This window comes from Bacillus sp. GbtcB14 (assembly GCF_019091205.1).
Taxonomy (GTDB): Bacteria; Bacillota; Bacilli; order Bacillales; family Bacillaceae_G; genus Bacillus_A; species Bacillus_A cereus_AG.
On record NZ_JAGXJT010000004.1, the window covers coordinates 339,981 to 353,271 of the forward strand.

Consider the following 13,291-nt stretch of genomic DNA (forward strand, 5'->3'; position numbering starts at 1 on the left):
ACATGAAGTAGAATTTGAAATTTCAACGGTGGTATTTGAAGTATGGGTAAAAATAAAAAAGATTCCTTCTATACATAAGAAGGAACCTCTTGTTTATAAATTTTCGATTTATACTATTCTGTAGTCATACGTTTGAAGGATCTATCGATTGCATATAGACCTGTAGCTAAAATACAACTTATAACACCAACAAATATATAAGGGTTCTTATTCGGCATATATTCTACCGCTAACAATAATACAACTAACATAAACAAAAAATTTGCTAATAATTTCTTAAACATATGTATCTACTCCTTATAACAAAAATGCAGCAATTACGTTTATAATTGCTGCATTTCTTTATAGTGACTTAAAGTACAACTATTATTGGAACATGCCTTTTACTGCGCCAAATCCAATAGTTAAGATAAAGAATACCACCATAAGGATCGTTGCTTTCTTTTTGCTTAAACCAGCTGTAATTTGAAGACCTAACCACGTGATTACAAATCCCCAAATTGTAAATACTTCAATGCTATTTGCAATACCCTTTACAGCACCGCCGCTTGAAGTGAAAATCGGGCCTAAACCAGTGTAAAACTCTTTCCCTGAACCACCTAGAATAAGCGCTAAAACCGTATTTATTAATAAGCCAAGTAATGAAATAATGCTTGAATATACAGTAATTGTTAATAATTTCTTATAAGAAGTATCATTGCTCATTAACATCATTAACACTTTGTATACTGCTGCGCTAATAAAGAAACCTATTATCATACCGATAATACCAAATACAAAGCCAGCACCAAAAGTCATCACAGGTGTAACATTAACCCCTAATTCTTGATTGAGCTTAATTGATTCAGGTGTTAAAGAATATACATAAGTACTAAGACCTCCAGTAATCCCTGATAATAAAGAAAGTATCCAAAATGCACCCCAAACCGCATTACTGTTCTTCATTCTCTCAAACTGTTCACCTGGAGAAGTAATCATCCCTAATAATGATGGCTTCTTCGCACCTACATCTTGCGTATTAATATTTGTTTCCATTATAACGCCCCCTTATTTATACTGGCATATTTGGTAAAAATGCCGCAATTAACATAACAATCGCTGCTAAGAATAACGCTTTAATGATGAATAAAACGATAATTGGAATAGCTGCTTTCACTTTACTTACTCCCGCTGTAATTTGCAGTCCTAACCAAATTAAAACGATATTCCATAAATAGAATACTTCAATCGAACTCCCTATTCCATAAGCAACTGAGCCTTCCTCAAATAGTGGTCCTAAGCTTGTATATGCAGTTGGTGCAACACCTAAAATTAAAGCTATAACACCATTAATAAATCCACCAATAATAACAACAACGTTCGTATATACAATAATTGTTACTAATTTTTTATAAGGGGTATCATTCCCATAGAACATCATAAACACTTTATAAATAGCTGCAACAACGAATGTTGCCAGCATACCACCTATAGTACCCGACACAATGCCATAAATAACATCGGATGTCAGTGAACTCTGTCCTGCAAATTCACCTAGTTCTTTTTTTATTTTAACCATTTCAGGGGACGTATTCGTAACGTATGTAGTAAAAGCACTTAACAGCCCTTGGAATAACGCCATTAAGAAGAACATACCCCAAACTTTTTCGCTCATCTTCATTCTCTCAAACTGTAAACCAGGAGAAGTAACCATTCCAAACAATGATGGCTTCTCTCCGCCAGCTTTTTGTGTATTCAAATTCGCCTCCATTATAACACCTCCTTCTATTTATATAACCCGTTCTAACGGGCGGTTCACTTCCTCACATAGAGGCTACGAACCGCCCACTAGAACGGTAGTATGTAGTAGAGAGCCCCCTCTCTACTACACTACTAACTTATTCATAACGTAATGCTTCAATTGGATCTAATTTTGCAGCTTTATTCGCTGGAATTAATCCGAAAATAATACCAAGTGTCATAGAAAATAGTACGCCTCCAACGACAACTTCCCATGAAACGAGCGGTGGCCATTTTGCGAATGTAGAAACGATATATGCTCCGCCATATCCAAGACCAATTCCGATCAAACCACCTAGAAGCGTTAACATAACTGCTTCAATTAAAAACTGTAATAAAATTTTACTACGTGTTGCACCAAGCGCTTTACGTACCCCAATTTCACGCGTACGCTCCGTTACAGATACGAGCATGATGTTCATAACACCAATACCGCCAACGACTAGTGAAATACCAGCGATACCGCCGATGATCATAGTCATAATACCTGTCATTTTTGAAATACCTTCTTGAATTTCTTTTAAATTCATAACTTCGTATTTACCAGTTGCATCACTCGGTTTACGGCTGTTTAAAACATCTGCAGCTTTTTTACCGGCTTTTTCTAGATTATCTACATTTTTTGCTTGAACAGAAATATTTTGAATTTCATCTTTCCCATACAGTGTCGGCCATAATGAAATTGGAACTAGTGCCTCTGATGGTCCCATTCCCATAAATTCGTTATCTGATTTGTAGACACCAATAATTTGCATCGGTTGACCTTTCATTTCAATAATTTTGCCGACTGGATTGGCATCCTTAAACACCTTTTCTTCCATTTGTTTACTAATCATGACAACATTATTACCTTGATCCACATCTGATTCTTGTAAAGAACGTCCCTTTAACAACTTTACTTTATTTACTGAAAAATACTCACTGTCTAATCCAGTAATACTCACCATTTCTATTTTATCTTCAATATCAAGTGGTTCCATACTTGAATTTGTTGTTACAACATGTGCGATTTCTGGGATTTTTTTAATTTCAAAAATATCTTCTTCAGTTATCTTCGGTGCTTCTACCATCGCCATACCAAAGGGATCATTCATATCGGCACTATAATGAATCGGTACCGTTTGATTACCTGATCCAACAAATTGGGATTTCAGTGCAGCCTCTCCGCCTTGCCCAATTGCAACGACAGTAATAATAGAACCAACGCCGATAATAATGCCGAGCATCGTAAGAGCTGAACGCAGTTTATGAGCTAAAATAGAAGATAGGGCGATTTTTATACTATCTAGTAAACTCATACCGCACACCTTCTATCTTCTGTAATTTTCCCGTCTCGCAGTACAATGCGGCGGGAAGAATACGCTGCTACTTCCTCTTCATGCGTAACCATAACAATCGTTGTACCTTCTGCATTTAGCTTCGTGAAAATATCCATAACTTGCTCACCAGACTTCGTATCAAGCGCACCAGTTGGCTCATCGGCCATAATGAACGTTGGATTATTTGCAATCGATCTTGCAATCGCTACACGCTGCTTCTGTCCACCTGATAATTCATTCGGCAAATGGTGAACCCTATCTGACAAACCGACTTTACCAAGTGCTTCTAGAGCCCTTTGACGACGCTCTGCTTTCTTCACACCACCGTATACGAGCGGAAGTTCAACGTTTTCGACTGCCGAAAGACGCGGAAGCAAATTAAAGTGCTGAAACACAAAGCCAATATATTCATTACGAATTAAAGCAAGCTTTGACTCATCTGCTGTTAAGATATTCACATCATTCAGCATATATTCGCCTTCTGTTGGACGATCTAAACAACCGATAATATTCATAAGCGTTGATTTACCAGAACCAGACGGTCCCATAATCGAAACGAATTCACCACTTTGAATCGTTATACTAATATCATGTAAGATTGGTACTGCCAACTTCCCTTGATAATACGTTTTAGAAATATTATTTAACGTAATCATTTCTCTTTCACTTCCATTCCGTCATACACGTTATCGGAAGGATTTTTAACCACCTTTTGCCCCACTGTTGCGCCTTCAGTAATTTCTGTCCAGTCTCCATCAGTAGAACCTTTTTTCACATTTTGTTTACGAAGCTTTCCTTTATCCTCAACATAAACAAATGCATCATCGCCTTTTTCTACAATGCTCTTAGTTGGAACAGCAATCATCGTCTTATTCTCTAAATTTACTTGCAATGAAACGTGATAACCCGGAGATAAACCATCTTGACTATCAAGACTTGCTTTATATGTATATTGGGACATATTTTGAGTCGCTTCACCCATACCACCAGCTTGAGCCATCTCTGCACTCGTTGGGAATTCACTTACCTCTGTAATTTTACCTGTCCACTTCTTCTTATTATTCGCTTTCGCAGTTACAGTAAATGTTTGATCTGGTTGAATTTGTGACTTTTGAAGCTCAGTTAACGTCCCTTGAACTTGGAATGGATCTTTAGACGCCACTTGTAAAAATGCTTTCCCTTGACCACCTAACGCTTGAGATGAACTTTGCGCCGCATCTTTATCTAACTTTTGAACGACACCAGTAAAATTACTATAAATCGTAAGCTCTTTCTGCTTTTTACTTAACTCTTCTTTCTGCAACTTCCCTTTTTCTTTCTCAAGATCAGTTGTCTTTTGCGCCATCTCTAACTCACTTACTTGCTCGTCCATCGGATCCGTTACTTCTTTCCCAGCTCCGCTATCCTTTGCCTTCTTAATTTCTTTCTTCAACGAATCAATTTTCTTCTTTCCTTGATCATAACGCATATCTGCCATCTTCTGATCAAGCTCAGCTTGCTTCATTTGCAAATTAATCTCTTCATTATCATAAGAGAATAACTTCGTACCTTTCTCTACCTCTTGTCCTTCTTTCACTGCAATATCTTTCACTTTTCCTTTAGTCGGATCCGCATAGAAACTTTCAATATTCCCAGGCTTCACCTGGCCAGAAATTAATTTCGTATTATTAAGCTTTCGCTCCGTTACCTTCTCAAAGCTCACAGCATCAGCAGATGTTGCTGCACCTTTTTTCTTCCCTTGCATTAAAAAAATATTAACTGCCGCTACAATAACAATTAGTGCAATAACCCCGATAATAATCCATTTCTTCTTCTTGTTTGGAGTACGAACCGTATTTGGTACCATATTCTCTCTCCTTTTTATATCTTATAGTTTAATAGACACCCGAATTGTATAAAACTTTCTGAAAACAAATTACATATTATTACATTCTTTTTACAAAGTTTTACACATCCATTTATATTGTAACAAAAATTCCAATGATTAGAAATATGACATCTTGTCTTTTAAGATAGATTTAAGGAAAGATTATATGAATATAAGAAAAGCCATCCAAAATGGTGATTGGATAGCTTTTTAAATAAAATATTACGCCGCTTTAGGGCCTTTGCTCTCATGTCCACGTTGAACGATGAACAAGAAGACTGTTGATAAAATTGCACCTGTTAATAGTAAGATGAAGCAACCGTCCCAGCCAGAACGATCAACAATAACACCAATTGCTGCGTTTGCTACAAGACTTCCGCCTACATAACCGAATAGACCACACATACCAACTGTCGTACCTACTGCAAATTTCGGTACTAATTCCATCGCACTTAAACCAATTAAGAACTGTGGTACATAAATTAAACAACCGATAATAGAAACTGCAATACTTACAACAAGTATGCTAGTTGCTTGCCAATATACAAACGTACCAATAACAACTCCGACCATACTAATGATACATAATGGCATACGTTTTCCTTTAAATAATTTATCACTTAAAAGACCCACAATTAATGAACTTGGAATTGCCATACCTTCAAAGATTGCGTATGCCGCATGTGCTTCATTTTTTGAGAAACCTTTAACTGTCGTTAAATAAAGTGGAACCCAGTTAATAACACCGAAGCGAATTAAATACACAAATGCATTCGCAATACATAAGAACCAAACAAATTTATTTTTCACTACATATTTCATTAAAATTTCTTTTGGTGACATCTTGTTAGCATGATCTGCTTTTTCAAGATTTTCATAGTCATTACGATACTCATCAATTGGAGGAAGACCTTCTGATTCTGGTGTATCCTTCGCATTAATCCAAACAAGAACTGAAATTACCATTGCGATAATCGCTGGGAAAATAAACACGCCGCCTTGCCAATGGTTTTCACCAAAAATAGCTACACCAATTCCGACAAGTGGTGGCACAAGCATTCCGCCAACGTTATGTGAAATATTCCAAATACCTGTTTTCGTACCACGTTCTTTCTTCGAGAACCATTTCGTCATAACGATACTACAAGGTGGTGCTCCCATACCTTGTACAATACCATTTAGAACAAGTAATGTAACAATCATTCCAAAGGATGATGCAAAACCGAAACAAATATTTACAAGCCCTGATAAGAATAAACCGACTGCGATAAAGCGCTGGGCGAAAGCTTTATCTGATAAATTCCCCATAAAGAACTTACTAAATCCATAAACAATTGCCATGATTGAACCTAGTAGTCCAATTTCAGCTGTACTAAATCCATATTCTTGTACTAAATACGTACTTGATAACGTAAAGTTACTACGAACTAAATAATAAGCAGCATACCCAACTGAAATTCCCATTAATACACGAATACGTAATAATTTGTATACTCGATCAATCATATCCGCTGGCAATCTCTCAATTGCAGGTGCTGGCTTAAGCCATTTAAACATATATTTTCGTCTCCTTTTCTCACTTCTGAGAGAGACGCTGTCTATTCCATATCTCGATTATTCCGCTATTTGATATATTTTTGTTTGTTCTTCTAACCGGCTGTCCTTCTATTTCTTGCTCATTCTTCGCAAACATCGTTGGTACGCCAAACGAAACCTTCTCTAAAATGTGACCCGCTTCTTCTGATAAACAATAATCAATAAATAAATCCGCAATAATACCATTCGGTGCACGTTTTAGTTTCGAAATCGCATTAACAGATAACCCTGTTTGCTCAGGTACAATACTTACAATTGGAAAGCCTTGTTTTTGAAGCATTCTCTGATCTCCCATGAAATTGATGCCTATCATATACTCACCGCTCGCAACTAGTTCTACTGGTATATAACCATTCACCGTTACTTCACCAACTTGCCCTGCAAGGTTCTTCACATATTCCTTCGCTTCCACTTCACCTACAGTATCAATAAGTGATTGGAAAAACGTATATGCTGTTCCTGAGACATTTGGATCTGGCATCACAATCTTTCCCTTATATACTGGATTTAATAAATCTTGCCACCTTGATGGATAGGGAAGTCCGAGCGGTGCTATTTCTTCATTCCACCGCTCTTTATTGATCGCAATTGCCAGCTTCTCCACTTCATAACCGTACCAATAACCGTCTTTATCTTTAACAGTTTTTGAAATACGGTTCGCATGCTGACTCGTAACAGGAATAGATAGATTTTTTTGCTTCATCATTTGATGCGCGTCTACCGTACCGCCAATAATAATATCCGCTTTCGGATTTCCAGCTTCCTCTTCTACCCTCCGAAGAAGCTCTTCTGTCGAAAGACGAATAAATTCATACGTACAGCCGCGTGGTTTACAAAATGATGACAGCAAAGCTTCACCAACTTCCTCACGAGCTGCTACATACGCAACAAGATGACGATCATCCAAAATAGGGAGACCATTTTTATTATATTTAATAGAGGTTGTATCTCGAGAGCAACTAGACATCGCTCCTCCAATTACTAGCAAAAAGAAGAAAAAGGCTATCTTTCTCATGACACATTCTCCTTTACAAATAAATTTGCGAGGGAGCTTTTCATATACATGACATTCCCATTATTATCACCGAGATATTGCACAACAAAGTAAGATGGATATACAGAAATAGTAAGAATGTCTTCTCGCTCATTCTTTATACGCTTCCCTGTTTTATAAGCGGTAATATAAGCAATTGGTTCATTCTGTGATTGTAATAATTTCTGTATTTCTCCGTAATCTGTAATTTGCTTTGCATACCGAATCGAATCAAGCATGTGCGTAAGATTCATCGTACGTTCTACATCACCTTGGCGTACTATGACATCCTGTGCTGACGCAAAGAAGTCACTAATACGTTCTGGTGTGTAATACAGGCTTAACAAATATGTTTGAAATGCTGAAATCATTGGGTCCGTACCATTCTTTCCGTACATATCAGCCCCGTACTGGAACAAGTCACCTACTGCAAAAGTACGTTTATGCCCATTCAAGTACGTTACTTCTCCAGTAAATACTTGTTCTTGATTCTTAGCTTCTCTCGGTTCTATTTGAATTCGGTCAAAGAATGAAACAATCGTATGCAAACGAACTTCATCCGTTATAACAATTTCTCCCCACTTTTCATGCCTAACTTTCATTTCAGTAGGCAGGGATTCATTCACTCTTTGTAAAACAGTTTGTTTGTCATTCACTATGGTGATTCGATTATATATTTGCTTCTCCATCACATAAAACAAAATAAGAGAAACGATTATACAAAGGACAAACATAAGAATTTGAAATGATAGCCTTTTCATTTCTGCCTACCTCCAAGATAAAAAAACGTTGTTTCGAAAATACCGCATAATTGTTTCATAAATGTATCATTTAACCGCTTTCAAGTTTTTTATATCTTCCATCCGTCTCGGAAGCAAGAATGTAATAAATATTGTAGTTCCTATCTCTTCACTACTCTCAATTCGCATACTTCCGCCCTGCTTATTCATAATCTCCTGACAAATATACAAACCGTAACCATTCCCGTAACTAGAAGGAAGTACCTTCCCTTCTGGCGATTCATTCCACTCTGCAAGCACACCTTCATCTATACCAATACCATCATCATGAACAAAAACCTTTGCCTCACGTTCATTTACAATTACATTCATACGAATTTGCGTCGCATCGCTATATTTTATCGCATTATCCAGCACGTTTAAGAAGATCTGTTTCGTCTTATCGAAGTCCGCAACAACATGTACATCTGTTAACTCATTTATAACTTCAATCTCAAATTTCTGCAGGCGAGGTTTCACAATTGAAACTGCTTCTTCTGCTAATTCCTTTATATTCACAACAGTAGGTGACACTTCAAACGTACTCTTTCCGTACTTTGAAGACTTAAGTAATTCCTCAACAAGTGATAACAAACGCTCACTTTCTACAGCCACATAGCGAAGACTCTCCTGTACATCTTCCTTCGCCTTTAACTTCGGAATTAAATCTACATAACCAATAATCGCCGTTAACGGTGTTTTCAGCTCATGCGTAATACGGTCTAAGAAATCTTTCTGCTTCTCTTTCTCCTCTTTCAATTGCTTAATATGCAGTTCAATTCCATCAGCCATCGCATTAAAAGATGCTGAAAGCTGAGCAATTTCCACATATTCATTTAGCTCAATCTTACTTTTATAATCACCATTCGCAAGCCGCTTTGCCATTTGCCTTAACTGATCAATCGGCTTATGAAGAGACTTTGCCAAACGAATTGCAAAGAAAATACCCGCAGCTACGAGACACAGAGACGTCATTAAAAACGTCCATCCAACATTTGTTAAAACTTCCTTCTCACCCGTTAACTCATTTATGAAGCGAACACTTCCAATGACATCGTTTCCATAATACACTGGGCTTGAAAACAAAAGAATTGGAGCTGGGTCTCCCTCTTCAAAAACATACGATTTCTTCCCCTTCAAAGAACTCGCAATATCGATATTGCGATGAAGAAGTGCTCCCTTTTGCGTATCCGCAACAACATCTCCATTCTTTCCAATCATCTGTACACGGACATCCATGCGCTTTGCTAAATACGAAGCAATTAAAAGTGAATTCGGACCGAGCGTCTCCACCTCTGCTTCCTTCTCTAAATAATTCATCGTATAAATTTGTGCTTCCACACTTAACTTTTCTAAAGAATTTGCCGCGTTATGATACATATTCTTTTCTAACGTAATATAAACAACTGCGTACAAAAGAACAAATATCGGGATTAACAGTCCAACGATTCCAAACACCATATTTCTTTTTAAAGACATACCATCACCACTTAACAATCCAGTTTATAGCCAACGCCATAAATTGTCTTAATATATTCCCCGCTATTCCCTAGCTTCTTCCGCAGTCTTTGTACCATAATATCAACTGCTCTCGTATTTCCGATATACTCAAATCCCCATACTTTCTCAAGTAACTCATCTCTCATAAATACACGTTGCGGATTTGAAACAAACAACTGACATAAATTAAACTCTCGGTACGTTAACTGAATTTCTTGTCCACTAACATGTACTTTTCTTTCCTTAGGACAAATGATTAACTCTCCAGCTCGAATAACCTCGTGACTTACAGCTACATCCTCTTTCTTCACACGCCTGCTCATATTCTTTACACGAAGAATAAGCTCCGCATAATTGAAAGGCTTCGTCACATAATCATCTGCACCAAGCTGCAACCCAAGTAATTTATCATTCATCTGACTCTTTGCAGTTAACATGAGTACTGGAATATCCCTATTTTTCTCACGAAACAGACGAAGCAACTCATATCCATCTGTATCTGGAAGCATAACATCCAAAATCAATACATCCGGTCCTTCATTCCATTTCTCCAACGCTTCTCTTCCATCAGCCGCTGTCAACACTTCATATCCTTCCATCTCCAACTGCATCCGAATCAAATTACGAATGCTCGATTCATCATCAACTACAAGTATTTTCATTATTCTCCTCCTTCATAAATAAACTTATTTTTTCCAGAATGGTTTCTTTGTTCCAAAATCAAGATTTAAAGCAACATTCATAGGTTTTGATTCCTATTTTGCATGTATGATTTAAAAATCTTAATTTGTTTATAAAATTCGTTATGCAAAGAACACGACTACTATCAGAATTGAAATATAATAAACCACCTATATTATATTATCCTTATAGATAATAATAATTATTTTAAAATAATTATTTGCTTCCAAATGATTAATTAGATAAAATAAAATTTGTATACAATAATAAAGTAAGGAGAATAATAATTGAAAAATACTGTTGTTAACCCATCACGAATACCAGCTATCGATATCGTACGGGGAATCACTATTTCATTAGTAGTTATGGGACATACCGAAGTTCCCTCACAGATTAATACTATTTTCGCCTCATTTCGTATGCCTCTATTTTTTTTAGTATCTGGTTATTTATTAAATATCACCAAACATACTAATAATTTTAATGCGTTTATAAACAGTCGAATTTGGAGACTTTTAATTCCATATTTCTCAGCCTGTAGTTTCTTCTATTTAATCTGGTTAATACGCCAAAATGTAGGAACATCTGACGATGTTTACTGGTATGAGCCCCTACTGGGCATTTTTTATGGAAACGGCGAGCAACTATACGTCAATATCCCTCTTTGGTTTTTAGTTTGTTTATTTTGTTCAGAAATCATTTTTATATTTACTATGAAGTACCTTCAAAAATCCCATACTTTACTCCAAATAACTTTCTATTTATCAATAGGCGTACTGGGTTTTATTATTAGTCATTACACCCATTTACCATGGGGACTAGATATTGCATTGGTTGTACAACTATTCTTATTTATAGGTAATAAACTTAAATACTATGGATTATTCACACGCTTTAAATTAAGCAAATCATTTTTAATCCCAACTCTGTTTATATTTCTAATTATGAATCCTATTAATAGCTTTATTGATATAAACAATAGAATGTACGGAAATCTTATACTATTTTATGTGAATGGAATTTGTGGTAGCCTACTCATGCTTTATTTATCCCAATTATTAGGACTAACAAAAATTATTTCACGGCTCTTTATCTATTTCGGGAAGAATTCCATTAACATATTAATATTCCATAACGCTGTCTTTTGGTTAATGCTTCTAATTAACAGAATACTCCCGTATCCGATTTTCTCTCATTGGATCTTATTCACTATATTTGGCATAGCTATTAGTTTGTTAATATCTTATTTTATAAAGAAATATCCACTAACTCGAATGCTTTTCAATGGAACTAAGCCTGCAAAAAGAATTAAAATACCACTTACAACAGATAAAGCAATGAAGTAGTACGTAAAATAAAAATTTGGAAACAAAAAGGAAGCATTTATATATCCTATTTTAAATGCTGTTTGTTATTATGAAAGTGACTCAAATAAATCACCTTCATAATAACAAACATATTATAATTTAAAACTCCAAAGCTACTAACGTTTTGTTAAAGGAGCGATAAACAATTTTATATAGCTTTAAATATACAAAAAAAGAAATGGATTTACTTCATGTTCCATATATGAACTGTGAAGTAAATCCTTTTTATTATAACCGAGATTTGTGAATCGCTTCTCTGCTTTCTTCACTTTTATTGCTATGAATGAGCTTTAATTCCAAATTTATATTTCTATGCCTCATAACCATTAGGTTGCTTCTGATGCCAATTCCAAGCATGCTCAATGATTGTCTTCACATTTACATACTGAGGATCCCATCCTAACTTCTCTTTCGCTTTCTGAGAAGAAGCAACTAAACGTGCTGGATCTCCTGCACGACGTGGCGCCACTTCAGCTGGAATTTCATGATTTGTAACTTCACGAACTGCATCAACGATTTCTTTTACACTGAAACCATTACCATTTCCTAAGTTATAGAAATCACTTGCTCCGCCGTTCTGTAGGTCTTTAAGCCCTAAGAAGTGCGCTGCCACTAAATCTTCAACATGAATATAATCACGGATACAAGTACCATCTGGTGTATTATAATCATCACCAAACATCATAATCTTCTCACGTTGACCTAACGCCACTTGTAGTACAAGAGGAATTAAATGCGTCTCTGGACGGTGGTCTTCTCCAATAATACCATTTGGAGTTGCACCAGCCACATTAAAGTATCTGAAAATCTTGTAACGTAAATTAGAAGCTTGGCTATACCAATGAAGCATCTTCTCGATTGCTAACTTCGTCTCTCCGTATGTATTCGTTGGATTTGTCATCGTTTCCTCAGTAATAAGGTCTACATCTACCTCACCATACGTCGCCGCAGTAGAAGAGAAAATAAACTTATCTACTTTAAACTCATCCATTACCTCTAATAAGCAAAGTGCACCATACACATTGTTATTATAATATTGAAGAGGCTTCTCCATACTAACTCCAACTAAAGAATCAGCTGCGAAATGCATAACCGCCTCAATATTTTCTTGTGTAAAAACATCTCTTAAAAACGCTTTATCACGAAGGTCGCCATTATAAAACTTCGCACCTTCCGTAATTGCATCCTCATGACCAGTTTGTAAGTTATCTACTACTACTACAGATAAACCTTCGTCTACTAATTTTTTCACAGCGTGAGAACCGATATAACCAGCTCCACCACAGATTAGAATTGAATTCATCGTCTTCCTCCTACATATATTAGGATTTCTTATTCACTTACTTATTATAAAAGGTATACAATTGCTC

At 36.2% G+C, this 13,291-nt stretch carries 13 protein-coding genes; 1 reads left to right on the top strand and 12 read right to left on the bottom strand.

Annotated features, from left to right (window positions below; genetic code table 11):
* Positions 1-113: 113 nt before the first annotated feature.
* From KVT31_RS14330 to KVT31_RS14380, 11 genes are all read right to left on the bottom strand, one after another.
* Positions 114-284, bottom strand: a complete 171-nt coding sequence (locus KVT31_RS14330; RefSeq protein WP_170930163.1) for a hypothetical protein — start codon at positions 282-284, stop codon at positions 114-116.
* 82 nt (positions 285-366) lie between these two features.
* On the bottom strand, positions 367-1,035 hold the full coding sequence (gene yknW, locus KVT31_RS14335) for a YknW family membrane protein (RefSeq protein WP_088098453.1): 669 nt from the start codon (positions 1,033-1,035) through the stop codon (positions 367-369).
* 16 nt (positions 1,036-1,051) lie between these two features.
* Positions 1,052-1,750 carry a YknW family membrane protein gene (gene yknW, locus KVT31_RS14340; RefSeq protein WP_088098454.1) on the bottom strand — a complete coding sequence of 233 codons (699 nt, stop codon included), beginning with the start codon at positions 1,748-1,750 and terminating at the stop codon, positions 1,052-1,054.
* A 127-nt stretch (positions 1,751-1,877) separates the two neighbouring features.
* Complete coding sequence (locus tag KVT31_RS14345; protein ID WP_088098455.1) at positions 1,878-3,077, bottom strand: ABC transporter permease; 1,200 nt, start codon at positions 3,075-3,077, stop codon at positions 1,878-1,880.
* Positions 3,074-3,754, bottom strand: a complete 681-nt coding sequence (locus KVT31_RS14350) for an ABC transporter ATP-binding protein (protein ID WP_088098456.1) — start codon at positions 3,752-3,754, stop codon at positions 3,074-3,076. The genes KVT31_RS14345 and KVT31_RS14350 overlap by 4 nt, the downstream gene beginning before the upstream one ends.
* Positions 3,751-4,944, bottom strand: coding sequence for an efflux RND transporter periplasmic adaptor subunit (locus KVT31_RS14355; RefSeq protein WP_088098457.1), 1,194 nt, complete (start codon positions 4,942-4,944; stop codon positions 3,751-3,753). Before KVT31_RS14355 ends, KVT31_RS14350 begins: the two co-directional genes overlap by 4 nt.
* Positions 4,945-5,187: 243 nt before the next feature.
* Positions 5,188-6,522 carry an MFS transporter gene (gene pgtP / locus KVT31_RS14360; protein WP_088098458.1) on the bottom strand — a complete coding sequence of 445 codons (1,335 nt, stop codon included), beginning with the start codon at positions 6,520-6,522 and terminating at the stop codon, positions 5,188-5,190.
* A gap of 19 nt (positions 6,523-6,541) precedes the next feature.
* Positions 6,542-7,576 (bottom strand): ABC transporter substrate-binding protein, encoded by a 1,035-nt coding sequence (locus tag KVT31_RS14365; protein ID WP_088098459.1) that lies wholly within the window; start codon positions 7,574-7,576, stop codon positions 6,542-6,544.
* Positions 7,573-8,355: a DUF3919 family protein gene (locus tag KVT31_RS14370; protein WP_088098460.1), complete on the bottom strand. Its 783-nt coding sequence runs from the start codon at positions 8,353-8,355 to the stop codon at positions 7,573-7,575. Before KVT31_RS14370 ends, KVT31_RS14365 begins: the two co-directional genes overlap by 4 nt.
* Before the next feature lie 66 nt (positions 8,356-8,421).
* The gene (locus tag KVT31_RS14375) at positions 8,422-9,852 is read right to left on the bottom strand and encodes a HAMP domain-containing sensor histidine kinase (RefSeq protein WP_088098461.1); all 1,431 of its coding nucleotides are present in this window, start codon (positions 9,850-9,852) and stop codon (positions 8,422-8,424) included.
* Between the two features lie 11 nt (positions 9,853-9,863).
* Positions 9,864-10,535, bottom strand: coding sequence for a response regulator transcription factor (locus KVT31_RS14380; RefSeq protein WP_088098462.1), 672 nt, complete (start codon positions 10,533-10,535; stop codon positions 9,864-9,866).
* A gap of 306 nt (positions 10,536-10,841) precedes the next feature.
* Between KVT31_RS14380 and KVT31_RS14385 the strand changes: the two genes are divergently transcribed.
* Entirely contained in the window at positions 10,842-11,900 is a 1,059-nt protein-coding gene (locus tag KVT31_RS14385) for an acyltransferase family protein (protein WP_088098463.1), read from the top strand.
* A gap of 331 nt (positions 11,901-12,231) precedes the next feature.
* Here the strand turns inward: KVT31_RS14385 and galE are convergent, their stop codons facing one another.
* The gene (gene galE, locus KVT31_RS14390) at positions 12,232-13,224 is read right to left on the bottom strand and encodes a UDP-glucose 4-epimerase GalE (protein WP_088098464.1); all 993 of its coding nucleotides are present in this window, start codon (positions 13,222-13,224) and stop codon (positions 12,232-12,234) included.
* Positions 13,225-13,291: the final 67 nt, after the last annotated feature.

Excerpts from the sequence above, each read along its gene's own strand:
- KVT31_RS14370 (WP_088098460.1), bottom strand. The coding sequence starts at position 8,355 with ATGAAAAGGCTATCATTTCAAATTCTTATGTTTGTCCTTTGTATAATC.
- KVT31_RS14330 (WP_170930163.1), bottom strand. The coding sequence starts at position 284 with ATGTTTAAGAAATTATTAGCAAATTTTTTGTTTATGTTAGTTGTATTA.
- KVT31_RS14345 (WP_088098455.1), bottom strand. The coding sequence starts at position 3,077 with ATGAGTTTACTAGATAGTATAAAAATCGCCCTATCTTCTATTTTAGCT.
- yknW (WP_088098454.1), bottom strand. The coding sequence starts at position 1,750 with ATGGAGGCGAATTTGAATACACAAAAAGCTGGCGGAGAGAAGCCATCA.
- pgtP (WP_088098458.1), bottom strand. The coding sequence starts at position 6,522 with ATGTTTAAATGGCTTAAGCCAGCACCTGCAATTGAGAGATTGCCAGCG.
- KVT31_RS14355 (WP_088098457.1), bottom strand. The coding sequence starts at position 4,944 with ATGGTACCAAATACGGTTCGTACTCCAAACAAGAAGAAGAAATGGATT.
- KVT31_RS14380 (WP_088098462.1), bottom strand. The coding sequence starts at position 10,535 with ATGAAAATACTTGTAGTTGATGATGAATCGAGCATTCGTAATTTGATT.
- KVT31_RS14365 (WP_088098459.1), bottom strand. The coding sequence starts at position 7,576 with ATGAGAAAGATAGCCTTTTTCTTCTTTTTGCTAGTAATTGGAGGAGCG.
- yknW (WP_088098453.1), bottom strand. The coding sequence starts at position 1,035 with ATGGAAACAAATATTAATACGCAAGATGTAGGTGCGAAGAAGCCATCA.
- KVT31_RS14375 (WP_088098461.1), bottom strand. The coding sequence starts at position 9,852 with ATGTCTTTAAAAAGAAATATGGTGTTTGGAATCGTTGGACTGTTAATC.
- KVT31_RS14350 (WP_088098456.1), bottom strand. The coding sequence starts at position 3,754 with ATGATTACGTTAAATAATATTTCTAAAACGTATTATCAAGGGAAGTTG.
- galE (WP_088098464.1), bottom strand. The coding sequence starts at position 13,224 with ATGAATTCAATTCTAATCTGTGGTGGAGCTGGTTATATCGGTTCTCAC.